This window comes from Streptomyces sp. H27-C3 (genome assembly GCF_030063415.1).
Taxonomy (GTDB): domain Bacteria; phylum Actinomycetota; class Actinomycetes; order Streptomycetales; family Streptomycetaceae; genus Streptomyces.
Genome location: NZ_JASITA010000029.1, coordinates 32,496 through 56,240 on the forward strand (window position 1 = coordinate 32,496; position 23,745 = coordinate 56,240).

Sequence of the window (23,745 nt, forward strand, 5' to 3'; positions counted from 1 at the left end):
CCGCATGGGCGTGGGTTGCTGCGGCGCTGTTCCGCTGCCCGCCCCTTCCCACACCGGGGATCCGCCCCCGAACCCCGGTCCCCCGAAGGGTGTCCCGGAGTCCGGGGGCTCGCCCCTGCTCACCGATAGATGAGCAGCTCCTGCTCCGTCGCCCCGCTCAACCGGTAGCGGGTGGCGACGAGCGGGCGGCCGGCATGGATGCGGATCAAGGTCGCCGCGTCGCCGTGGAAGCGGGCGGCCGGGCGGCCGTCGGCGGCGTTGCCCAGGATCAGCGGCTCCGGGCGGCCCGTGAGCGTGGCGTGCAGCAGCGGCGTATCGCGTCTGCGGCTTGCCCTGGCGAGGAGCGGCAGGGCGTACGCCGTGCCGTCACCGGCGTACGCACCGGGCCGGCCGCACGCCTCGCGCACATCGCCCGCGTGTACCCACTCCCCGAGCGCGACCGTGTCCAGCTCGCCGTCGCCCGCCGCGATCACCGGGCCCGCCTCGGTGAAGCCGCGCTCCAGCTCGTCCAGGATCCGCGACAGCGGCCAGTGTTCGCGTTGCGCGACATCGGCGGCATTGGCCTCCGGCAGAAAAACGCCCTCTTCCAGGCGGCCATCGACGATACGGACCAGCGCCGCCCCACAGTGGGCGAGGACCTGGCGCACGGTCCAGCCGGGACAGGCCGTGCGGAGTTCGAAGCACTCGGGCGGCAGTGCCCGCAACAGGGGCAGCAGGGCGTCGCGCTCGGTGCGCAGGAGCCGGCCGGGCAGCTCCGGGTCACGGATGTCGGACATGGCTCGCCCTCAGTACCGGTAGTGCTCGGGCTTGTACGGGCCCTCCTCGGGGACACCGATGTACGCGGCCTGCTCGGGCCGCAGCTTCGTCAACCGCACCCCCAGCGCCCCGAGATGGAGCCGGGCGACCTTCTCGTCGAGGTGCTTGGGCAGCACGTACACATCCGTCGGGTAGTCCTGCGGCTTCGTGTACAGCTCGATCTGCGCGATGGTCTGGTTCGCGAAGGAGTTGGACATCACGAACGACGGGTGGCCGGTCGCGTTGCCCAGGTTCAGCAGTCGGCCCTCGGACAGGACGATGACCGTCCGGCCGTCCGGGAAGGTCCAGGTGTGGACCTGGGGCTTGACCTCGTCCTTGACGACGCCGGGGATGGCCGCGAGACCGGCCATGTCGATCTCGTTGTCGAAGTGACCGATGTTCCCGACGATCGCCTGGTGCTTCATCCTGGCGATGTCGGCGGCGAGGATGATGTCCTTGTTGCCGGTGGTGGTGATGAAGATGTCCGCCGTGGTGACGACCTCGTCGAGGGTGGTCACCTGGTAGCCGTCCATCGCGGCCTGGAGTGCGCAGATCGGGTCGATCTCGGTGATGACCACGCGGGCGCCCTGGCCGCGCAGCGACTCCGCGCACCCCTTGCCCACATCGCCGTAACCACAGACGACCGCGACCTTGCCGCCGATCAGGACATCGGTGGCCCGGTTGATGCCGTCGATCAACGAGTGCCGGCAGCCGTACTTGTTGTCGAACTTCGACTTCGTCACCGCGTCGTTCACATTGATCGCCGGGAACAGCAGCGCGCCGTCACGGTGCATGGCGACCAGCCGGTGCACGCCCGTCGTGGTCTCCTCGGTCACGCCCCGCACCTCGGCGGCCATTTCGGTCCAGCGGCGCGGCGTCTCCCGCAGCGTGCGGCCCAGCAGTTCGAGCACCACGCGGAACTCGGTGGACTCGGCCGTGGACGGGTCGGGCACCGCCCCCGTCTTCTCGTACTCCACACCCCGGTGGATGAGCAGGGTGGCGTCGCCGCCGTCGTCCAGGATCATGTTGGGGCCCGGGTGGTTCTCCCAGGTCAGTGCCTGTTCCGTGCACCACCAGTACTCGTCGTACGTCTCGCCCTTCCAGGCGAAGACCGGGATGCCCGCGACCGCGATCGCCGCCGCCGCGTGGTCCTGGGTGGAGAAGATGTTGCAGGAGGCCCAGCGGACCTCCGCGCCGAGCGCCACGAGCGTCTCGATCAGCACGGCCGTCTGCACCGTCATGTGCAGCGAGCCGGTGATGCGGGCCCCGGCGAGCGGCCTGGCGGCGGCGTATTCGCGGCGGATCGACATCAGGCCGGGCATCTCGTGCTCGGCGAGGGTGATCTCCTTGCGCCCGAAGGCGGCGAGGGAGAGGTCCGCGACCTTGAAGTCCGTGAACTCAGACGGCATGAGCGCTCCTAGCGTCTCTGGAGGGGTGGGTGTGCTGGATGTCGCGGTGGATTTCGAGGGCGGCCGTGGACCGGTTGAGGGTGATGTAGTGCAGTCCTGGCGCCCCTTCGTCGAGGAGGCGGCGGCCCATCGCGGTCGCGTGCTCGACGCCGATGCGGTACGAGGCCGAGGGGTCGTCCCTGGCCGCCTCCAGCCGGTGCGCCAGGTCCTCGGGGAACGCCGCGTCGCTGAGCTCCGCGAAGCGGCGGATCTGGCGTACGTCGGTGGCCGGCATGATCTCCGGGACGACGGGGGTGTCGCAGCCGGCCGCCACCAGCCGGTCCCGGAGGCGGAGGTAGTCGTCCGCGTCGAAGAACATCTGGGTGATGGCATAGTCCGCACCGGCCCGGCACTTGGCGATGAAGTGCGCGAGGTCGCTCTCCGGGGAGAGCGAGCGTGTGTGCCCTTCCGGGAAGGCGGCGACGCCGACGGTGAAGTCGCCCAGGCTGCGGACGAGTTCGACGAGCTCGAAGGCGTACGTGAAGCCCTGCGGATGCGGGGTCCAGGGCCCGCGCGGGTCGCCCGGCGGGTCCCCGCGCAGGACGAGGACGTCCCGGATCCCGGCGTCCGCGTACTGCCCGATGATCGCGCGCAGCTCGGCCACCGAGTGGCCGACGGCGGTGAGGTGGGCGACGGGCCGCAGTGTCGTCTCGGCGGCGATCCGCCGGGTGACGGCGACCGTGCGGTCCCTGGACGAGCCGCCCGCGCCGTACGTCACGGAGACGAAGTCGGGCGCGAGGGGCTCGACGCGGCGGATCGCCTCCCACAGGGCGCGCTCGCCCGCCCGCGTCTTCGGTGGGAAGAACTCGAAGGAGAAGCTCATCCGGGCCCCCCGCCGGCCTTGAAGTAGCTCGCTTCCGGGTGGTGCACGACGATCGCGTCGGTGGACTGCTCGGGGTGCAGCTGGAACTCCTCGGAGAGGTGTACGCCGATCCGCTCGGGCTTCAGCAGGTCGGCGATCTTGGCGCGGTCCTCCAGGTCGGGGCAGGCCGGGTAGCCGAGGGAGTAACGGCAGCCCTGGTACTCGGTGCGCAGCATCCCGTCGAGGGAGTCGGGCTCGCGGCCCGCGATGCCGAGTTCGGCCCGTACGCGCGCGTGCCAGTACTCGGCGAGGGCCTCGGCCAGCTGCACGGACAGGCCGTGCAGTTCGAGGTAGTCGCGGTAGGAGTCGGCGGCGAACAGTTCGGCGGTCGCCTCCCCGATCCTGTTTCCCACGGTGACGATCTGCAGCCCCACCACGTCCGTCTCCCCCGACTCCTCCGGCCGGAAGAAGTCGGCCAGGCACAGGTGCCGGTCGCGCTGCTGGCGCGGGAAGGTGAAGCGGGTGCGCTCGCTGCCCCGCTCGTCCAGGATGATCAGGTCGTCGCCCTTGGACACGCAGGGGAAGTAGCCGTGCACGACCGCCGCTTCGAGGAGCCCGTCGGTCTGGAGGCGGTCCATCCACTGCCGCAGCCGGGGCCGGCCCTCGGTCTCGACCAGCTCTTCGTACGAAGGGCCGCTCCCGCGGGCCGACTTGAGGCCCCACTGCCCCATGAAGGTGGCCCGTTCGTCGAGCCAGGTCGCGTAGTCGGCGAGCTGGATGCCCTTGACGACCCGTGTGCCCCAGAACGGCGGTGTCGGGACGGCGGTGTCGGTGGCGACGTCGGAACGCGCGGGCCCCTCGGCCGGGGCAGGGGTCGCGGCGGCGGGGCGGGCGGCGACTCTGCGCTGCTTGAGTGGGGGAAGGGTCGCGCCGGGGACGCCGCGTTTGACCGCGATGAGTGCGTCCATCAGGCGCAGGCCTTCGAAGGCGTCGCGTGCGTAGCGGACTTCGCCCTCGTAGATTTCGTGCAGGTCCTGCTCGACATACGCCCTGGTGAGCGCGGCGCCACCGAGGATGACCGGGAAGTCGGCCGCCATCTTGCGCTGGTTCAGCTCCTGGAGGTTCTCCTTCATGATCACCGTGGACTTGACCAGCAGACCCGACATGCCGATGACGTCGGCGCGGTGTTCCTCGGCGGCTTCCAGGATCGCGGAGACGGGCTGTTTGATGCCGAGGTTGACGACGTTGTAGCCGTTGTTGGACAGGATGATGTCGACCAGGTTCTTGCCGATGTCATGGACGTCACCGCGCACGGTGGCCAGCACGATCGTGCCCTTGCCGTCGTCGTCGGTCTTCTCCATGTGCGGCTCCAGATGCGCCACCGCGGTCTTCATCACCTCGGCGGACTGGAGCACGAACGGCAGCTGCATCTGACCGGAGCCGAACAGCTCACCGACCGTCTTCATGCCCTCCAGCAGCGTCTCGTTGACGATCTCCAACGCCGGACGGCTCTCCAGCGCCTCGTCGAGATCCGCCTCCAGGCCCTTCTTCTCACCATCGATGATCCGCCGCTGCAGACGCTCACCCAACGGCAGCGCGAGCAGCTCCTCGGCCTTGCCCTCCTTCATCGACTTCGTGTCGACACCGTCGAAGAGTTCGAGGAAACGGGACAGCGGGTCGAACCCCTCGCTGCGGCGGTCGTAAATCAGATCCAGGGCGACGGAGACCTGCTCCTCGCCCAGCCGGGCGAGCGGCAGGATCTTCGACGCGTGCACGATCGCCGAATCCAGTCCCGCCTTCACACACTCGTCCAGGAACACCGAGTTGAGGACAACGCGCGCCGCCGGGTTCAGGCCGAAGGAGATGTTGGACAGGCCCAGCGTCGTCTGCACATCGGGGCGGCGGCGCTTCAACTCCCGAATCGCCTCGATCGTCGCGACGCCGTCCTTGCGGGACTCCTCCTGCCCGGTGCAGATGGTGAAGGTGAGGGCGTCGACGAGGATGTCCGATTCATGGACCCCCCAGTTGTCCGTCAGGTCCGTGATCAGCCGTTCGGCGATCCCCACTTTCGTTTCGACCGTACGGGCCTGCCCGGCCTCGTCGATGGTCAGTGCGATCAGCGCGGCGCCGTGTTCCGTCGCGAGTGCGGTGACCTTCGCGAAGCGCGATTCGGGGCCGTCGCCGTCCTCGTAGTTGACCGAGTTGATGACGGCCCGCCCACCCAGCTTCTCCAACCCGGCCCGCAGTACGTCGACTTCGGTGGAGTCGAGCACGATGGGCAGGGTGGAGGCGGTGGCGAACCGGCCGGCCAGCTCCCGCATGTCCGCGACCCCGTCACGGCCGACGTAGTCCACACACAGGTCGAGCATGTGCGCGCCCTCACGGATCTGGTCACGGACCATCTCCACACAGTCGTCCCAGCGGGCCTCCAGCATCGCCTCGCGGAACTTCTTCGACCCGTTGGCGTTCGTACGCTCCCCGATCGCCAGGAACGAAGTGTCCTGCCGGAAGGGAACGGCCTGGTAGAGCGAAGCGGCTCCCGGCTCGGGACGCGGCTCGCGCGCGGTCAGCGGCACCCCGCGCACCCGCTCGACGACCTGGCGCAGGTGCTCGGGCGTCGTACCGCAGCAGCCACCGACCAGCGAAAGTCCGTAGTCGCGTACGAAGCCCTCCTGCGCGTCGGCCAACTCCCCTGCCGAGAGCGGATAGTGGGCCCCGTTCGACCCCAGCACGGGCAGCCCCGCGTTCGGCATGCAGGAGAGGGGGACGCGTGAGTGCCTCGCCAGATGGCGCAGGTGCTCGCTCATCTCGGCCGGGCCCGTCGCGCAGTTCAGCCCGATCATGTCGATGCCCAACGGTTCCAGGGCGGTGAGGGCGGCGCCGATCTCCGAACCAAGGAGCATCGTGCCCGTCGCCTCCACGGTCACCGAGCAGATCAACGGAAGACTGATCCCCGCGACCTCCATCGCCCGCCGCGCACCGACGATCGCGGACTTCGTCTGGAGCAGGTCCTGCGTCGTCTCCACCAGGAGCGCGTCGGCGCCACCGGCGATCATGCCCTCGGCGTTCTGCTGATACGCGTCCCGCAACGTCACGTACGGGGCATGCCCCAGCGTCGGCAGCTTCGTCCCCGGACCCATCGAACCCAGCACCCAGCGCTGCTGCCCGGTCGACACCGTGAACTCGTCCGCCACCTCACGCGCGATCCGCGCCCCCGCCTCCGACAGCTCAAAGACCCGCTCCGCGATGTCGTACTCAGCCAACGCCGCGTAATTCGTCCCGAAGGTGTTCGTCTCCACACAGTCCACACCGACCGCGAAATACTCCTCATGCACCGAACGCACAATGTCCGGCCGGGTGACATTCAGGATCTCGTTACAGCCCTCCAGCTGCTCGAAGTCCTCCATGGTCGGATCCTGCGCCTGCAACATCGTGCCCATCGCACCGTCCGCCACCACCACACGCGAGGCAAGCGCCGCACGCAGGAGCTCGACCCGCCGGGCGCTCACGACAGTTCCCGCAGATGCGGTACGACACGGGCCACGGACTTGGGGCCGTACGCCGTCCTGATCCTCGCGAGGAGCGAGCCCCGGTACAGGCGGTACTCCTGGGTCCCCACGTAGTCCAGTACGGTCGCGGCCACCGCGCAGCCCAGCTGCGCCGCGCACACCTCCGGCAGGCCCCACGCCGTCCCGGCGAGGAAGCCGGCGCGGAAGCCGTCGCCGACCCCGGTCGGGTCGACGACCCCCGTCACCGGCACCGCGGGGACCACGATCGTGGGGCGTCCGGCGCGCCTGATCCGTACCCCGTCCTCGCCGTGGGTGGTGATCCAGCTCCCGACGCGGCGCAGCACCTCGTCCTCGGTCAGGCCGGTCCGCTCCAGGAGCAGGGCCGTCTCGTAGGCGTTGGTGAAGAGCCTGCGGGCGCCGTCCACCAGTTCCAGTACGTCCTCGCGCGCCAGCCGGGCCAGTTGCTGCGAGGGGTCGGCGGCGAACGGGATGCCCAGGCCGCGGCAGGTGCGGGTGTGCCGGAGCATGGCCGCCGGGTCGTCCGGGGAGACCATCACCAGGTCGAGCCGGCCGCCGCGGGTGATCACGTCGCACAGGTCGATCTCGCGCGCCTCGGCCATGGCGCCGGCGTAGAAGGTGGCGATCTGGTTCTGTCTGCGGTCGGTCGTGCAGACGTACCGGGCGGTGTGCAGGGTGTCGCTGACCCGCACCGATTCGGTGTCGACGCCGTGTTCCTTGAGGTGCACGCGGTACGGCTCGAAGTCGGCCCCGACCGCGCCCACCAGTACCGGGCGCAGCCCGAGCAGCCCCAGGCCGAAGGAGATGTTCGCTGCCACGCCCCCGCGTCGTATGTCGAGGTCGTCGGCGAGGAACGACAGGGAGACCCGGTCCAGCCGGTCGGCCAGCAGCTGGTCGGTGATGGACCCGGGGAAGGTCATCAGGTGGTCGGTGGCGATGGAGCCCGTGACAGCGATACGCATCTCATACCCCTGCGGAGTGACGCAGCGCATCGACGCGGTCGGTGCGCTCCCAGGTGAATTCGGGCAGTTCACGGCCGAAGTGGCCGTACGCGGAGGTGGCGGCGTACACCGGCCGCAGCAGGTCCAGGTCGCGGATGATGGCGGCCGGACGCAGGTCGAAGACCTCAGTGATGGCGGACTGGATCCGCTCGACGGGCACGCTCTCGGTGCCGTACGTCTCCACGAACAGGCCGACGGGCTCGGCCTTGCCGATCGCGTACGCCACCTGCACCTCGCACCGGCGGGCGAGACCGGCGGCGACGACGTTCTTCGCCACCCACCGCATCGCGTACGCGGCGCTGCGGTCCACCTTGGAGGGGTCCTTGCCGGAGAAGGCGCCGCCGCCGTGCCGGGCCATGCCCCCGTACGTGTCGATGATGATCTTGCGCCCGGTGAGACCCGCGTCGCCCATCGGGCCACCGACCTCGAAGCGTCCGGTCGGGTTGACGAGCAGCCGGTAGCCGTCGCACTCCAGGTTCACCCCCTGCTCGGCGAGCGCCTTGAGCACCGGCTCGACCACGAACTCCCGGATGTCCGGGGCCAGTAGCGACTCCAGGCTGATGTCGGCGGCGTGCTGCGTGGAGACCACGACGGTGTCGAGACGGGCCGGGTGCTCACCGTCGTATTCGATGGTGACCTGCGTCTTGCCGTCCGGCCGCAGGTACGGCACGGTGCCGTCCTTGCGGACGTCGGTGAGGCGGCGGGCGAGACGGTGCGCCAGCTGGATGGGCAGCGGCATGAGCTCGGGGGTGTCGTCGCAGGCGTAGCCGAACATCAGGCCCTGGTCGCCCGCGCCCTGGAGGTCGAGCGCGTCGCCCGACTTGCCCGCCGCGTCCACCCCCTGTGCGATGTCGGGCGACTGCGCGCCGATCGCGACGGAGACGCCGCAGGACGCGCCGTCGAAGCCCTTCGTCGACGAGTCGTAGCCGATGTCGAGTATCGCTTCGCGCACCAGCGAGGCGATCGGCGCGTACGCCCGGGTGGTGACCTCGCCGGCGATCTGCACCAGACCGGTGGTGATCAGGGTCTCGACGGCGACTCTGGCGTGCGGGTCCTGGGTGAGGAGCGCGTCGAGGATCGTGTCGCTGATCCGGTCGGCGATCTTGTCGGGGTGTCCCTCGGTGACCGACTCCGAGGTGAAGAGCCGACGCGTCATGTCACTTCACCTCCGCACAGAAGAAGTTGCTCTCAATGGCGCCGAGGGTGCGGATCGCGTCGACTTCGAGTGTCTCCATCTCGATGGACCGGCCGCTGAGCTGTTCCAGCAGGAAGACGAACTCGACGAAGGACAGCGAGTCGATCAGCCGGTTCTCGATGAGGTCGAGGTCGGTGGCGATGTCCTCGCGGTCGGTGTGCCGCTTGAGGATCCAGTCCTTGATCTGCTGCAGGCCGTCGGACATGGGTGGTCTCCTAACAGTGCTGTGTACGAGGGGAATGTGGAGCGGGCTTCGGACGGCGCTCCGCGCGAGAACGCCTCGAAGGGGCGGCGAGTGGGTGGTGGGCTCGGGACGGGACCCGGGGCCCGTGGTGTCGCCGGTGATGGGCGCGGCCACCGCCACCGCGTACTCCACGTCGTGGCTGATGCTCACGGTGATCCCGGTGATGCCGGAATCGCCCGCCATGACGGCTGCCGAGCGGCGCAGTTCGACCAGCGGCCAGCCGCCGTCGGCGCGACGGATGACGATGTCCAGCCAGGGCAGGAACCGGTTGCGCACCCGCAGGGTCTTGAACGCCGCTTCCTTGGCGGCGATGCGACCGCAGAGGCCGAGTACGTCGAGCCCGGTGGAGGTGCGGCAGTCGGCGAGTTCGCCGGGGCCCAGCATCCGGGTGAAGAACTCCTCGCCGTGCTCGGCGAGCAGCTTGCGGACGCGGTGGGCGGACACGATGTCCATACCGAGGTTCGCCCAGCCCAGGCCGCCCGCTGAGGGCGCCACAGGACGGGCCGGCATGTCAGACCACCGGCCTGGCCGGCCCGCCGTGCAACGCCCGTGCGGACGTGGTGGTGGTGTCCGTGGCGGAGATCGCCTTCAGGACCGCGTGGGTCGCGGCGTCCCAGCCACCGTGCCGCCGGGTGAGGGCCGAGAGCCAGCGCTCCAGGCCGAAGGCGACGCAGCTGGTGAACGCGGGGCCGCCGGTGGAGGCGAGCGAGATGTTGCACCGGTCACCGAAGAAGTTCCGGTGGGTGTTGACCGACGCGATGGCCAGGTCCTCGTAGAGGAACTCGTGCTTCACCGGCGAGAGGCGCTGGAGGACCGCCTTGGAACCTCCCTTGTCGAAGAACGGGTCGCTGGCCGCCTCCTTGCGCAGCGGCAGGTCCAGGGCGCGGGCGAACGCGGTGATGCGATCGGTGAAGGCGCACAGGTGTTCCTCGGCGTGCTCGCGGCTGCCGATGGCCACGATCTCCCGCATACGGAAGCCGAGTTGGCGGCGCAGGCCCTCATACACGCGCTCCTTGCGGAAGCACCAGCCGACGACCGTCACCAGGGTGGTGTCCTGCACCTGCCGGCCCTCGTGGTCGAGGTAGACGGCGTAACAGGACGCGGACGGCAGGCCGAGCGCGGCGGGTTGCAGGGCGTCGCACGGGAAGCAGCCGGTCTCGCCGCAGAAGGTCGAGTCCTCGCGGCGGTCCATGTCGAGGGGGGCCGCGACGACGGCCTGGTGCGGGAAGTTCTCGTAGTAGTCGAGCCGCGCCAGGTCCGCGGCCGGCAGGAGCGGTGGCATGGTCATCGGGCTCGCGCCCGCCGCCACGCCCCAGCTCTCGAAGGTGTCGTCGAGCAGCCGGAGCAGGGCGGTGCCCTCGGGGCCGAGGGACGGGAGCCCGGACTGCTCGCCGGGTGAGCCGGCCGAGCCGGATGTCGGGCCGGTCGTGATGGTCGGTGTCACGTACATGAGCCACCTCTCAGTGGGAGGCCGGGTCGGAGCGGAAGGGGCGGTGGTCAGATGAGCGGGAGCACGTCGTCGGAGAAGATGCCGGTCTTGAGGAAGAAGGCGAGCGGCTTGCGGATCGCCCTGCGCTCGTGCGGACGGCGCAGCTCGTCGGCGACCAGCGCGTTGCGCAGGGCCAGCGGGTCCTTGATGCCGGCGTCGCGGTAGACGTGCGGGTTGTAGAGGGAGTTGACGCTGAAGACGACGTACCGCTTGAGATACGCCTCGACCTCGCGCAGCCGGTCCTCGCTGACGGTCTCGACCATCCGGGTGTGCAGCAGCGACACGAGTTCGCGGCCGAAGGCGATGTGCCGGGACTCGTCCTGGTGGTGGATGCGGTTGACCTGGCGGATGGTGTCGCAGAGCGTCTCGTCCTGCGCCATCCGCATGTTGTAGTAGTCGACGAGCTCCTCGAAGAAGAGGATCCGGGCGAAGACGAGGAAGTTCTCGACCTCGAACTCCCAGGCGGAGTCGGCCCGCATGGCCGTGGATCCGTAGATCTTGTTGCCGTAGCGGCGGCAGAACTCGGCGAAGAACCACATGTGTTCGTTCTCTTCGCCGATGAAGTGGTGGAAGAAGTCCGAGGGGACTTCGAAGCCGGGCATGTGGATCCGGCCGACGACCTCGATGAGCAGCTCGCGGATGCCGTGCACATTGAGGCTGTAGAAGTTGATGCTCTCCCACTTGGAGAGCCGCTGGAGGGCCTCCTCGCCGAGCTCGTCGAAGTGGGCCGTGCCGTACGGGGTGAGCAGTTCGGGGCTCATCCACATCCGGTTGTCCTCGAGCTTCTCGGGCCAGTCGAACTGCTGGTACGGGTTGTAGTAGTCCTCGACGGACTTCGCGCTGAGCCGGGTGAGGACTTCCTCGAAGCGGTCGCTTCTGGGCAGGGCGGAGGTGGCCATGGGGTCTCCTGGCGAGTGGATGCGGAAGCGGGTGCGCGGTCGGCGCGTGATGCGCGGGCGTGCGTACGGTCAGAACGTGCGTGCGGTCAGGGCCTGACCTCGTACACGGCGTTGACCGGCGTCTCGGTGGCCCGCCGCCAGCGGGTGAAGCCGGCCTCCTCGGCGATGGCGCCGAAGGCCTTCTCGCCCGAGTGGTTGCCGAGGGCGTGCGGTCCGCGCTGGGCGACGGCGACCGGCAGGCACATCACGGCCGACAGGCTCATGAACATCTGCGCGGCCGGGGTGCCGGCCTCCACGTCCTGCGGGGAGACGTTCGACTCGACGAGCATCCAGGTGCCGTCGGCGTCCAGCGACTTGTGGACGTGCTGGGCGGCGGCGACCGGATCGCCCATGTCGTGCAGGCAGTTGAAGAAGGTGACGAGGTCGTAGCCGGAGCCGGGGTAGTCGTCGGCGGACGCGGTGTCGAAGACCACCCGGTCGCTGAGCCCCGCCTCCTCGGCGAGCTGGCGGGCGATGGCGATGGCTTCCTCGGAGTAGTCGAAGCCGTGCACGGTCGCCTCGGGGAAGGCACGGGCGATGAGGAGGGTGGTGTGTCCGACACCGCAGCCGACGTCGGCGACGGTGCCGCCGGCCTTCAGCTTGTCGGTCACCCCGTGCAGGGCGGGCAGCCAGTCGGGGATGAGTTTGTGCTGGTAGGTGGGCTCGAAAAAGCTGCCCATGCCGGTGTCGAGCGCCGCGTCGTGCTCGGCCCAGCCGACGCCGTCGCCGGTCCGGTAGGCGTCGACCAGCAGGTCCTCGGTGGCGTACAGCGCCTTGAGCGCCGTGAAGAACCCTGCCGCGTAGGTCACGGCGGCCGGGTCGGCGAGGACGGGCGCGTGGGCGGCGGGCAGCGTGTACGTCCCGGCGCTGGGGTGCCGCTCGACGTACTGGGCGCTGAGCTGGGCGTGCAGCCACTCCTCGGCGTACCGGGCGGTGATGCCCGTACGTGCGGCCAGGTCGGCCGGGGTGAGCGGGCCGTGCTCGGCGAGCGCCCGGTAGAGGCCGAGGCGCTCGCCCAGCGCGACGGTCAGGCCCCGCACGGCGGCGGCGGCGTCGCCGATGACGCGCTGATGAAAGTCGGTGGTCCCGGTCATCGGGTGTCCCCTTCCGCGGCCGGCACATCACAGGTGAACAGGAACGACCTCGGTACTCTCGGCACCTCGCGCGCCGCGACCTGGTAGGGCCAGCGCCCGAAGTCCGCGCCCTCCTCGCCCGGCTGCTTCACCTCGCGCACGTCCCAGCCGCACTCGGTCAGCAGCTCCTCGGGGCTCTCCGTCCCGAACAGCCACGGATTGCCGTCCTCCTTGAGGCAGTTGAGGAACGGCCGGGACAGCGGGTTGGTCAGCGCCGACCTGCTGATGACGTCCCCGACCAGGACGGAGCCGGGGGCGCTGTGCGCCGAGAGGATCGAGATCAGGGTGCGTACGGCGTCCTCGGGCAGGAAGAACAGCAGCCCTTCCACCACCCACAGGACGGGCTCGTCGGAGCGCCAGCCGGCTTCCTTCAGCGGGCCGGTCCAGTCCTGGGTGAGGTCGACGGGCACGGTACGCCGCTCACGCCCGGCCGGCTGCGGCTCGCCGGCGAGCATCGTGGCCTTGGCGTCGAGGAGCGCGGGCCGGTCGAGCTCGTACACGGTGACGCCGTCCGGCCACGGCAGCCGGTAGAAGCGGGTGTCCATGCCGGCGGCGAGGAACACGACCTGGCGGATGGATCGCTCCTCGACCGTGCGCACGATCGCCCGGTCCAGGTAGGTGGTCCGGATCGCGAGGAACGGCACGGTGCCGGCCCCCGCGTAGCGCTCCAGGAGCTCGAAGCCGATGCCGTCGGCGACGGTGCGCGCGTACGGGTCGGCGAACAGCCGGTCCTCACGCTCGGTCTCCAGGGCCCGCGCGGCGGCGGTCCACTGGGCGGTGCGGGATACGGCCTCCACGGGAGGTCCCCCTTCACTTCGGATGATTCGGTGCGGACGATTCGCCGCGGGTACTGCGGGTGGTGCGGACGGCCGTGTCCGGGCGGTCAGCGCCGCACGCACGGGACCGGGTCCTCCGCCGCGGACATCGACGCGGGGAAGGCGCCGGAGGAGTCGGCGGGACGCCGCCGGAAGATGCTGTGCAGGATCATGCTGAACACGACCGTCCCGTCCGCGGCGACCAGCTGGCAGCGGGGCCGCACGATGCCGGTGGCGGGGTTGCCGAACGAGGGTGACCCACCGAGGATTTCGACCCTCGCGGTGAGCACGTCCCCGGGGCGTACGGGCCGGTGATAGCGGATCTCGTCGACGCCCGGCGAGCCCGTACAGGCGCTGTAGGCGAGCATTCCGTCGACGTAGCGCCGCATGAACATCGAAGCGGTGTGCCAGCCACTGGCGATCAGTCCGCCGAAGGGCGTCTGCGCGGCCAGTCGCGGATCGGTGTGGAAGGGCTGCGGGTCGAAGCGCCGGCCGAAGTCGAGCACCTCTTCCTCGCTCACGGTCACGGTGCCCAGTTCATGGACGTCACCGGTACGGAAGTCCTCGAAGTAGCGCATCGCGCCCCCTTGGGCTCAGGAGTTGTTTTCCCTAGCTCCACCAATGTACGAATCAACCATTTATTTTGTCAACCCAAATCTAGCACTCCGTCAGCCTGTTTCCGCGACCCATCCCGCAGCACGTCAACTCCCGTCCAACGCCTGCGATATGTCGGCCCAGAGGTCTTCGATGTACTCGATACCGACGGACATCCGGACCATCCCCGCGCCGATCCCGGCGGCGGCCAGCGCGGGCCCGTCCAGCTCGCGGTGCGAGGTGGACGCGGGGTGGGTGACCAGGGTCTCCACGCCGCCCAGCGAGAGAGCGAGCCGGGCGAGACGCACTCGTTCGACGAAGGCGCGGCCCGCCGCCCGCCCCCCGGCGAGCTCGAAGGAGACCATCCCGCCGCCGCCCGAGAGGACCTTGCGGGCGAGACCGTACGAGGGATGGCTCTCCAGCCACGGCCAGTGCACCGCCGCCACCGCCGGATGCGCGGCCAGCCGGCGGGCGACGGCCTCCGCGTTGAGGCAGTGCTGCGCCATCCGCAGCGGCAGGGTCTGGATGCCGCGCAGGGTCAGCCAGGCCGCGAACGGATCGGCGGTGGCGCCCAGTTCGACGGCCCGCGTCCACACGCGGCGGTGCAGCGCGGGGTCCGCGAAGACGGCCGCACCGCCGAGCACGTCGGAGTGGCCACCCAGGTACTTCGTGGTCGAGTGCACGACGATGTCGGCGCCGAGTTCGAGCGGCCGGCACAGCACGGGCGAGGCGAGGGAGTTGTCCACCACGCCCACCACCCCCGACCGGCGTGCCGCCGCCAACAGGCCCGGCAGATCGGCCACTTCGCCGGTCGGATTGGCGATGGTCTCCAGGAGGAGGAGGCGCGTCGTGCCCCGCACGGCGCGCTCGAACTCCCCCACGTCGTCGCCGCCCAGGTACTGGACCTCGACCCCGAAGCGCCCGGCGAGATCGGCCAGCACCGAGTACGTACCGCCGTACAGGCAGCGCTGCGCCAGCACATGGTCGCCGGGCTTCAGCAGCGCGAACAGCACCCCGCTGATCGCACCCATCCCCGACGCGGTGGACATCGCCGCCGCCCCGCCCTCCAGGCCGGCCAGGGTCCGCTCCAGTGCCCGGACCGTCGGATTGCCCCGGCGGCTGTAGACGGCCTCGCCGTCGGGGTCGGCCATGGCCCGCGCGAGTTCGTCGGCCGAGTCGAAGGCGAAGGCGGACGACTGCACGAGGGGCACACTGAGCGGCCGACTCCCCTCCCCCAGCGGTTCGTTGACCACATGCACGGCACGGGTCCGCACATCCATCGACACCTCTGTCGGGAAATCCATGGAACTTGCTCCTTCCGCACGCGCACGCACGCACGCACACACACAGGAACGGGGCCGCCCGATGTCCGGTGGAGAGACATCGGGCGGCCCCGTGGCTGACGTTCTTCCGCTTCGGCTGCGCGGCAGCCCATCGGCTATACGCCGATCTGCTCGCCCTGCGGCGCGGCCTGCCGGTCGGCCGCCGCGGCGGCGGCCGACTTGTCGCTGCGCATCACCAGCAGCGTGATGACGCCACCGAGCGCGGCCACACCGGCGGCGCCGATGAACGCCGAGCTGAACCCGTCGGTCAGGGCCGGCAGATCGCCCAGCTCACCCGCGCCCTGCGAGGTGGCGAGTGCGGTCAGCGCGGCCAGACCGAGCGCCGAGCCCACCTGGTAGGTGGTGTTGACGATGCCGGAGGCCAGGCCCGCCTGCTCCTGCGGGGCGCCGGACATCGCGGTCATCATCGCCGGGATGTACGCGAGGGACATACCGAGCGCGGCGACCAGCGACGCGGGCAGTACGTCGATCATGAAGCTGCCCGTCGGCTCGACGGCCGACAGCCACAGCAGCCCGAGGGCGAGGACCAGCAGTCCGCCGCCGATCAGCGGCTTGGAACCGAACTTGGCCATCAGCCGTGCGGTGATCATCGTCATGAAGATCATCAGGAGCACGGTCATCGGAAGCAGAGCGGCGCCGGACGCGAACGCCCCGTACCCCAGCACCTGCTGGAGGTAGAGGTTGAGGAAGTACCACATCGGGATCCACGCGGCGCCGAGCAGCATCATCGACAGGTTGGCGGAGCCGAGGCGCGGCACGCGCCACACGCCGAGCGGCATCAGCGGCTCGCGGATGGACTTCTGGATCAGCAGGAAGAGCGCAAGCAGGGCGGCGGCGCCGACCAGTTGCAGGACGGTGCCGGTCGAGCCCCAGCCGACCTCGGGTGCCCGGACGACGGCGAACACGGCGAGCGCGAGACCGGCGGTGACGGCAACCGCGCCGAGTACGTCGACGGAGCCGCGACGGCTCTCGACGGCGGGCAGCAGCTTGACGGCGGCGAGGGTGACGAGACCGATCGGGATGTAGATGATGAAGACCCATGGCCAGCTCAGCCACTCGGTGAACACGCCACCGAGGAAGACTCCGGCGGTGCCGCCCGCGGGGGCGGCGGCGCCGTAGAAGGCCATGGCCTTGCCGAGTTCCTTCGGGTTGTGCCCGAAGAGCATCATCAGCAGCGTCATCGCGGACGGTGTGATCAGCGCGCCGCCGATGCCCTGGATGCCGCGGCCGGCGACCTCGACCCAGGCGGTGGTGGCAGCCGCGGCGACGACCGAGCCGCCGATCATGACCACCCAGCCGGCGACGAAGATCTTCCGCGCGCCGATCAGGTCGGACAGCCGGCCGCCGAGCAGCAGCAGACCGCCGAACGCGATCACATAGGCGTTGAACACCCACTGCAACTCGCCCTGGGAGAAGCCCAGGTCCTTCTGCATCTCGGGGAGCGCGACCCCGATGATCGACGTGTCCATGATCACCATGAACTGCGCGGTGGCGAGCACGGCCAGTGCCCACCAGCGCTTGGGATTGACGGTTGTACTGACAGTTGTCACGACCCTGCCCCTCTCTCCGACATACCCCTAGGGGGTACCTACGACGATGGACATTAACATACCCCTCTGGGGTATGTAAGAGATGTGCGGGATGTGCGGGAGCCCTGGATCGGCCATCCGGCCGACCGAGCAGAATGAGCACCATGGCCGACACCACACAGCACCCCGCGCACAACGACCTGCTACGCCGCTGGCTGGCCGCCACGCCCTCCGGAGCCGCCGGGGCGCCGGACCCGCGCCCGTATGGGGAGAATCTCCTCGCGCGCTGGGCGGAGCCGCAGCGGCGGTATCACACCACCGACCATCTGATCGCGGTCCTCGACCACATCGACGTACTCGCCGGGCACGCGGAAGACCCGGATCTGGTGCGGCTAGGGGCGTGGTTCCACGACGCGGTCTACCGCCCGGACCGGTCCGAGAACGAGGAGCGCAGCGCGGTTCTCGCGGAGCGGGCGCTGGCGGAGCTGGGCTTCGACGAGGCGCGCACGGCGGAGGTCGCGCGCCTGGTCCGGCTCACCACCACGCACGCGCCGCAGCCCGGCGACACGAACGGCGAGGTCCTGTGCGACGCGGACCTCGCCATTCTGGCGGCGGGTCCGACGCCGTACGCGCAATACGCGGCGGCGGTGCGCGGGGAGTACGGCTTCGTACCGGACGAGACGTTCAGGGAGGGCCGCGCGGGGGTGCTCCGCCAACTGCTGGCCCTGCCCGAGCTGTTCCATACGCCGCACGGGCGGGCGGAGTGGGAGACGCGGGCGCGGCACAATCTGACCACGGAACTGGAGTTGCTGGCGGGGTAGGTGCGGGATGCGTGGGCGGGTGCGGGTTGCCTGCGGCACTGCTCCCCTACCCGCCCCTTCCCGGCTGTGACATGTGCGTTGTCGGCGATCCGGCGCGCCACGACGCGCGGCGGCGAGGTCCCCGGGGGCCCCGCGGTCTGACCACCCGCGTCCCCTCCGTCCCCTCCCGCGCCCTCAGTCGCTCGGTCGAGAGGACGGAGGGGACGGGAATGTCATGGCCGTCCAAGACGTTGGCAACTGTCATGCCGAACTCCGCCGACTCCCGCACGCGCATGCCGCTGGCCGTATACATATTGGGCCTGGCTGTCTTCGCCCTCGGGACCAGCGAGTTCATGCTGTCCGGGCTGCTGCCGCCCATCGCCGATGACATGGGTGTGTCCATCCCGCAGGCCGGACTGCTGATCTCCGCCTTCGCGATCGGCATGGTGATCGGCGCGCCCCTGCTGGCCGTGGCCACCCTGCGGCTTCCCCGGCGTACGACCCTGATCACCCTGATCACGGTCTTCGGCCTCGGCCAGGTCGCCGGCGCGCTGGCTCCCACGTACGAGCTCCTCTTCGCCTCCCGTGTCGTGAGCGCCCTCGCCTGCGCCGGGTTCTGGGCGGTGGGGGCCGCGGTCGCCATCGCCATGGTGCCGGTGAACTCGCGGGCCCGTGCCATGGCCGTCATGCTCGGCGGGCTGAGCATCGCGAACGTCCTGGGCGTGCCGCTCGGGGCGTTCCTCGGCGACAGCTTCGGGTGGCGGTCGGCGTTCTGGGCGGTGGCGGCGGCCTCCGCCCTGGCGCTGGTGGGGGTGGCCACGCTGATTCCGCGTATTGCGCTGCCCGACGAGAAGCCCCGGCTCAAGCGGGAGCTGGGGATCTACCGCGACCGGCAGGTCTGGCTGGCCATCGTCATGACGGCGCTCGCGGCGGGCGGCGTCTTCTGCGCGTTCAGCTATCTCGCGCCGCTGCTCACTGACGTGGCGGGGCTGGACGCGGGCTGGGTGCCGACCGTTCTCGGGCTCTTCGGTGTCGGCGCCCTGATCGGTACGGCCATCGGCGGGCGGGTCGCCGACGCGCACCTCTTCGGCGTTCTGCTCAGCGGTATCGCGGCCTCCACCGTCTTCCTGGTGGCCCTAGCCCTCTTCGCCTCCACCGCGTGGGTCGCCGTCGCCTTGGCCTTCCTGCTCGGCGTCTCGGCCTTCTACACGGGGCCCGCGCTCAACGCCCGCGTGTTCAACGTCGCGGGCGCGGCCCCCACCCTGGCGGGCGCGACCACCACCGCCGCGTTCAACCTGGGCAACACGGGCGGCCCCTGGCTCGGCGGCACGGTCATCGACGCGGACTTCGGCTTCGCCTCGACGGCGTGGGCGGGCGCGGCGATGGCGGCTCTGGCGCTGGTGACCGTGGTCGTCTCGCTGCGGATACAGCGCGGGGGCGGGTCCCGGGTCGTTGTCGGGTCGGCGGCGGATTCCGCGAAGGCCACCCGTACGGATTCGGATTCGGATGCCGCGCGCCGCACCTGACCCGGGCGGGTCAAGCCGAGTGCCTCAAGCCGGGCCTCAAGCCGGGCGCGTCGCCCCAGGCGCATCGAGCCGAGTGCTGTGCGATTCGGGTGTCATGTCCGGTGCGTTCGGCTCGCACCCGGCGGCCAGCAGCCCGATCAGCACCCCTGCCACCAGTGACACGGCCAACCAGGTCGACGATCCAACTGATCCAGTCGGTCCAGCTGATCCAGCCGGTCCAGACGATCCATGCGTGTCGGCTGTCATGTCCCGCTAGACGCGCGCCCGATGCCGCAGGTTCCCTCGGGTAACACATCGAGACCACCGAAGCCCGCTCACGCCGGGCGGCCCTTCGGCCGGCGCAGGCCCGCCGCCGTGAGTCTGCGGACGAGTTCCTTCGAGCCGATCTCCACCGCGCCCGCGCCCAACGCGTCGACGTACCGCACCTCGGGCACGTCGTAGTGGTCCCGCTCGAAGGCCCTGGGCGGGCAGCCGATACCGGCCGCGAACGTGTGCAGCTCCTCGTACGACGCGTCGCTGACCAGGTGCGACCACATCCGGCCGTGGCCGGGCCAGGTCGGCGGGTCGATGTACACCGTCATCGCAGGCCGCCGACCGGCGCGACGATCACCGCGGCCTTCGGGCAGACCCAGTGCGGGTCGGTGCCCAGCTCCGGCTCGATGTCCAGGGCGTGCGGGTCCTCGTCGCCGCACACCGGGCACAGCGGCCAGCGGCCGTGCTGTTCGAGCAGGGCGTCCTGTACGTCCTGGGCCACGAGCCCGGCCACGAAATCGACCCCGTCGGGCCACTGCTCCACCCACCAACGGCGGTGCATCACCGCGTCCTCGACCAGCGATACGACATCGGCCTCGGCCACGTCACGCGCGGCGAGGTCGGCCATGACCAGGGCGCGGGCGGCGTGCAGTGCCTGTTCGAGAGAGGAGGGTGCGTGGTCCATGCCCCCATTGTCGCGCGCGGCGCGGACGGCCGGAATCCGCCGACGATCAGCGTCAAAAACTGGACCAATGGGGGGTTGACGACCCACCGTCGCGAAAATATCTTTCAGGAGTGACCAATAAAGTGAAGGAAATTTTCACGAGCGGTTCGGCGCCGCCTGCTCCGCCCGCCCCGGCCGCCCTCGCCGCGAAGGTACGGACCCTCGCGCCGTCCATGACCCGCTCCATGCAGCGCGTCGCCGAAGCCGTGGCCGCCGACCCGGCCGGCTGCGCGGCGCTCACGGTCACCGGGCTCGGTGAGCTCACCGGCACCAGCGAAGCCACCGTGGTCCGCACCGCGCGCCTCCTGGGCTACCCCGGCTACCGCGACCTGCGCCTGGCGCTCGCCGGTCTCGCCGCCCAGCAGCAGTCGGGCCGGGCCCCTGCGGTGACCGCCGACATCGCGGTCGACGACCCGATCGCGGACGTGGTGACCAAGCTGGCGTACGACGAGCAGCAGACCCTCGCCGACACAGCCGCGGGCCTGGACACCGTCCAGCTCGGCGCCGCGGTCACCGCCCTCGCCGGGGCGCGGCGCGTCGACATCTACGGCGTGGGCGCCTCCTCCCTCGTCGGCATGGACCTCGCCCAGAAGCTGCTGCGCATCGGCCTGATCGCGCACGCGCACAGCGACCCGCACCTCGCCGTCACCAACGCCGTGCAGCTGCGTTCGGGCGACGTGGCCATCGCGATCACGCACTCCGGCTCCACCGGGGACGTCATCGAACCGCTGCGCGTCGCCTTCGACCACGGGGCGACGACCGTCGCGATCACGGGCCGCCCCGACGGGCCCGTGTCGCAGTACGCGGATCACATCCTGACCACCTCCACCGCCCGCGAGAGTGAGCTGCGGCCCGCCGCGATGTCCAGCCGAACGAGCCAACTCCTCGTCGTGGACTGCCTGTTCATAGGCGTCGCGCAGCGCACGTACGAGACGGCCGCCCCCGCGCTCGCCGCCTCCTACGAGGCGCTCGCCCACCGCCACAGCCCCCGCAGCAGCCGCTAGTCCCGTCGGGGCGATACGAGAAAGAGCCGCACCCCCCATGACCAGCACCGGCACCCCCACCGACGCAAACTCCACGCCGTACGGCGATCTGCGCGCCGAGCTCGCCACGCTCACCACCGAGGCGTTCCGCCCCGAGCTCGCCGAGATCGACCGGCTCCCGACGGCCGAGATCGCCCGCATCATGAACGACGAGGACCGCACCGTCCCCGACGCCGTCGCCGCCCGGCTCCCGCAGATCGCCGCCGCGATCGACGCCACCGCCGTGCGGATGGCCCGTGGCGGCCGACTGATCTACGCGGGCGCGGGCACGGCGGGGCGACTGGGCGTGCTGGACGCCAGCGAGTGCCCGCCCACCTTCAACACCGACCCGTCCGAGGTCGTCGGCCTGATCGCGGGCGGCCCTTCCGCGATGGTCAAGGCGGTCGAGGGCGCGGAGGACTCCAAGGCACTCGCGGCCGAGGACCTGGACGGGCTCGGCCTCACCGAGAACGACACGGTCATCGGCATCTCCGCATCCGGCCGCACCCCGTACGCGATCGGCGCGGTCGAGCACGCCCGTACACGCGGCGCGCTCACCATCGGCCTGTCCTGCAACGCCGACAGCGCCCTGGCGGCCGCCGCCGAGCACGGTCTCGAAGTGGTCGTCGGACCCGAACTCCTCACCGGGTCAACGCGGTTGAAGGCGGGGACCGCGCAGAAGCTCGTCCTCAACATGATCTCCACCATCACGATGATCCGGCTCGGCAAGACCTACGGAAACCTGATGGTCGACGTACGCGCGTCCAACGAGAAGCTGCGGGCCCGCTCGCGCCGCATCGTGGCGCTGGCGACGGGGGCGAAGGACGCCGAGATCGAGGCGGCGCTGGCCGCGACCGACGGCGAGGTCAAGAGCGCCATCCTCGTCATCCTCGGCGCGGTGGACGCCCCCACGGCGGCCACCCTGCTGACGAATTCCGCGGGCCATCTGCGCGCGGCGCTCGCGGCAGCGGCCACCCCGCGCACCACCTGACCCGCCCCTCCCCCCGCACAGCAAGGCACCACGCACCATGACCGAGAACAAGAACCGCGCCACCGCCGCCGCGATCCTTCCGCTGGTCGGAGGCGCCGGGAACATCACGTCGATCGTCCACTGCATGACCCGGCTCCGGCTGGGCCTGCGCGACCGCTCGCTCGTCCAGGACGAACAGCTGAGGGCGCTGCCGGCCGTGCTGGGGGTGGTCGAGGACGACACGTACCAGATCGTGCTCGGCCCCGGCACGGTCGCCCGCGTCACCCCGGAGTTCGAGCAACTGGTCGCGGGGGACAGGGAAGCCGCATGCGCCGCGCCCGCCGCGTCCGCCGTCACCGTCGCTCCCGTCGTCACAGCGGAGGACCTGGCGGCGCAGGGCGCGGACATGAGAGCCGAGCGCAAGGCCAGGAACTCCACACCGTTCAAGCTGTTCCTGCGCCGCGTCGCGAACATCTTCGTGCCGCTGATCCCGGCCCTCATCGGCTGCGGCATCATCGCGGGCCTCAACGGCCTGATGATCAACCTGGGTTGGCTGCCGGCCGTCACCCCCGCGCTCGCCTCGATCGCGTCCGGCTTCATGGCGCTGATCGCCGTCTTCGTCGGCTTCAACACGGCGAGGGAGTTCGGCGGTACGCCGATCCTGGGCGGCGCGGTGGCCGCGATCATCGTCTTCCCGGGCGTCGCGAACATCGAGGCGTTCGGCCAGAAGCTGTCGCCCGGCCAGGGCGGTGTGCTGGGCGCGCTGGGCGCGGCGGTCCTCGCGGTGTACGTCGAGAAGTGGTGCCGCCGCTGGGTCCCGGAGTCCCTGGACGTCCTGGTCACCCCCACCCTGACGGTCCTGGTCTCCGGCCTGGTGACGATCTTCGGCCTGATGTTCCTGGCCGGTGAGATCTCCACGGCGATCGGCGACTTCGCCAACTGGCTGCTGGCCAACGGCGGCGCGGGCGCGGGCTTCGTCCTGGGCGGCCTGTTCCTGCCGCTGGTCATGCTGGGCCTGCACCAGGCCCTCATCCCCATCCACGCGACCCTCATCGAGCAGCAGGGCTTCACGGTCCTGCTGCCGATCCTCGCGATGGCGGGCGCGGGCCAGGTCGGCGCGGCGGCAGCGGTCTACCTCCGCCTCCCCCGCAACACCTCGATCCGCCGCACCATCAGGTCCGCGCTCCCGGCGGGCTTCCTCGGCGTGGGCGAACCGCTGATCTACGGCGTCTCGCTCCCCCTGGGCCGCCCGTTCGTCACGGCGTGTGTGGGCGGCGCGTTCGGCGGCGGGTTCGTGGGCCTGTTCAACCAGCTCGGCGACCAGGTCGGCTCGACGGCCATCGGCCCGTCCGGCTGGGCCCTGTTCCCGCTGATGGACGGCAACAAGGGCCTGGGCGCGACGATCGCGATCTACGCGGGCGGCCTGCTCGTCGGCTATCTGGCGGGCTTCCTCGCGACGTACTTCTTCGGCTTCACCAAGCCGATGCTGGAGGAGTTCAACGTGACCCCGATGGCGGAGCCGACACCCCCGGTGGCGTCGTCCACACCCCCACCGACGTCCGAGCCGGAGCCCGAACCGGCCAGGGTCTGACGCCACC

21 protein-coding genes are annotated in these 23,745 nt (G+C 70.5%); 5 read left to right on the forward strand and 16 right to left on the reverse strand.

The window, feature by feature from the left end:
- Nucleotides 1-119: 119 nt before the first annotated feature.
- From QMK30_RS25915 to QMK30_RS25980, 14 genes are all read right to left on the reverse strand, one after another.
- Nucleotides 120-776, reverse strand: a complete 657-nt coding sequence (locus QMK30_RS25915) for a maleylpyruvate isomerase family mycothiol-dependent enzyme (protein WP_283520730.1) — start codon at nt 774-776, stop codon at nt 120-122.
- 9 nt (nt 777-785) lie between these two features.
- The gene (gene ahcY / locus QMK30_RS25920; protein ID WP_283520731.1) at nt 786-2,204 is read right to left on the reverse strand and encodes an adenosylhomocysteinase; all 1,419 of its coding nucleotides are present in this window, start codon (nt 2,202-2,204) and stop codon (nt 786-788) included.
- Complete coding sequence (gene metF, locus QMK30_RS25925; protein WP_283520732.1) at nt 2,194-3,066, reverse strand: methylenetetrahydrofolate reductase [NAD(P)H]; 873 nt, start codon at nt 3,064-3,066, stop codon at nt 2,194-2,196. The genes ahcY and metF overlap by 11 nt, the downstream gene beginning before the upstream one ends.
- Nucleotides 3,063-6,554: a methionine synthase gene (gene metH / locus QMK30_RS25930; protein WP_283520733.1), complete on the reverse strand. Its 3,492-nt coding sequence runs from the start codon at nt 6,552-6,554 to the stop codon at nt 3,063-3,065. The genes metF and metH overlap by 4 nt, the downstream gene beginning before the upstream one ends.
- Nucleotides 6,551-7,534 (reverse strand): carbohydrate kinase family protein, encoded by a 984-nt coding sequence (locus QMK30_RS25935; protein WP_283520734.1) that lies wholly within the window; start codon nt 7,532-7,534, stop codon nt 6,551-6,553. Before QMK30_RS25935 ends, metH begins: the two co-directional genes overlap by 4 nt.
- Before the next feature lies 1 nt (nt 7,535).
- Nucleotides 7,536-8,729 carry a methionine adenosyltransferase gene (metK, locus tag QMK30_RS25940; protein ID WP_283520735.1) on the reverse strand — a complete coding sequence of 398 codons (1,194 nt, stop codon included), beginning with the start codon at nt 8,727-8,729 and terminating at the stop codon, nt 7,536-7,538.
- 1 nt (nt 8,730) lies between these two features.
- Nucleotides 8,731-9,522, reverse strand: coding sequence for a 4'-phosphopantetheinyl transferase superfamily protein (locus QMK30_RS25945; RefSeq protein ID WP_283520736.1), 792 nt, complete (start codon nt 9,520-9,522; stop codon nt 8,731-8,733).
- Nucleotide 9,523: 1 nt separating this feature from the next.
- The gene (locus QMK30_RS25950) at nt 9,524-10,456 is read right to left on the reverse strand and encodes a class-II aminoacyl-tRNA synthetase family protein (RefSeq protein ID WP_283520737.1); all 933 of its coding nucleotides are present in this window, start codon (nt 10,454-10,456) and stop codon (nt 9,524-9,526) included.
- A 53-nt stretch (nt 10,457-10,509) separates the two neighbouring features.
- Nucleotides 10,510-11,400, reverse strand: coding sequence for a diiron oxygenase (locus tag QMK30_RS25955; protein ID WP_283520738.1), 891 nt, complete (start codon nt 11,398-11,400; stop codon nt 10,510-10,512).
- A gap of 86 nt (nt 11,401-11,486) precedes the next feature.
- Nucleotides 11,487-12,533 carry a class I SAM-dependent methyltransferase gene (locus tag QMK30_RS25960; RefSeq protein ID WP_283520739.1) on the reverse strand — a complete coding sequence of 349 codons (1,047 nt, stop codon included), beginning with the start codon at nt 12,531-12,533 and terminating at the stop codon, nt 11,487-11,489.
- Nucleotides 12,530-13,369: a class I SAM-dependent methyltransferase gene (locus QMK30_RS25965; RefSeq protein WP_283520740.1), complete on the reverse strand. Its 840-nt coding sequence runs from the start codon at nt 13,367-13,369 to the stop codon at nt 12,530-12,532. Before QMK30_RS25965 ends, QMK30_RS25960 begins: the two co-directional genes overlap by 4 nt.
- Before the next feature lie 86 nt (nt 13,370-13,455).
- Entirely contained in the window at nt 13,456-13,965 is a 510-nt protein-coding gene (locus QMK30_RS25970) for a MaoC family dehydratase (protein ID WP_283520741.1), read from the reverse strand.
- A 123-nt stretch (nt 13,966-14,088) separates the two neighbouring features.
- The gene (locus QMK30_RS25975; RefSeq protein ID WP_502963230.1) at nt 14,089-15,285 is read right to left on the reverse strand and encodes a trans-sulfuration enzyme family protein; all 1,197 of its coding nucleotides are present in this window, start codon (nt 15,283-15,285) and stop codon (nt 14,089-14,091) included.
- A gap of 134 nt (nt 15,286-15,419) precedes the next feature.
- A complete protein-coding gene (locus QMK30_RS25980; protein WP_502963233.1) occupies nt 15,420-16,802 on the reverse strand; it encodes an MFS transporter in 1,383 nt (460 codons plus the stop codon).
- Between the two features lie 215 nt (nt 16,803-17,017).
- On the opposite strand from QMK30_RS25980, the gene QMK30_RS25985 reads away from it, so the two are divergent.
- Together QMK30_RS25985 and QMK30_RS25990 are read left to right on the forward strand one after the other, a co-directional pair.
- Nucleotides 17,018-17,674: an HD domain-containing protein gene (locus QMK30_RS25985; RefSeq protein ID WP_283520743.1), complete on the forward strand. Its 657-nt coding sequence runs from the start codon at nt 17,018-17,020 to the stop codon at nt 17,672-17,674.
- Between the two features lie 272 nt (nt 17,675-17,946).
- A complete protein-coding gene (locus tag QMK30_RS25990; protein ID WP_283520783.1) occupies nt 17,947-19,179 on the forward strand; it encodes a Cmx/CmrA family chloramphenicol efflux MFS transporter in 1,233 nt (410 codons plus the stop codon).
- 314 nt (nt 19,180-19,493) lie between these two features.
- On the opposite strand, the gene QMK30_RS25995 is transcribed toward QMK30_RS25990, so the two are convergent.
- Both QMK30_RS25995 and QMK30_RS26000 read right to left on the reverse strand, forming a co-directional pair.
- Nucleotides 19,494-19,760, reverse strand: a complete 267-nt coding sequence (locus QMK30_RS25995; RefSeq protein WP_283520744.1) for a DUF4031 domain-containing protein — start codon at nt 19,758-19,760, stop codon at nt 19,494-19,496.
- Nucleotides 19,757-20,116: a DUF8819 family protein gene (locus QMK30_RS26000; RefSeq protein ID WP_283520745.1), complete on the reverse strand. Its 360-nt coding sequence runs from the start codon at nt 20,114-20,116 to the stop codon at nt 19,757-19,759. The genes QMK30_RS25995 and QMK30_RS26000 overlap by 4 nt, the downstream gene beginning before the upstream one ends.
- 110 nt (nt 20,117-20,226) lie before the next feature.
- Between QMK30_RS26000 and QMK30_RS26005 the strand changes: the two genes are divergently transcribed.
- The 3 genes from QMK30_RS26005 to QMK30_RS26015 are packed head-to-tail and all read left to right on the forward strand — an operon-like array spanning nt 20,227 to nt 23,738.
- Entirely contained in the window at nt 20,227-21,159 is a 933-nt protein-coding gene (locus tag QMK30_RS26005; RefSeq protein WP_283520746.1) for a MurR/RpiR family transcriptional regulator, read from the forward strand.
- 37 nt (nt 21,160-21,196) lie between these two features.
- Nucleotides 21,197-22,168: an N-acetylmuramic acid 6-phosphate etherase gene (gene murQ, locus QMK30_RS26010; RefSeq protein ID WP_283520747.1), complete on the forward strand. Its 972-nt coding sequence runs from the start codon at nt 21,197-21,199 to the stop codon at nt 22,166-22,168.
- Between the two features lie 37 nt (nt 22,169-22,205).
- Nucleotides 22,206-23,738: a PTS transporter subunit EIIC gene (locus QMK30_RS26015; RefSeq protein ID WP_283520748.1), complete on the forward strand. Its 1,533-nt coding sequence runs from the start codon at nt 22,206-22,208 to the stop codon at nt 23,736-23,738.
- The last annotated feature ends 7 nt before the right edge of the window (nt 23,739-23,745 follow it).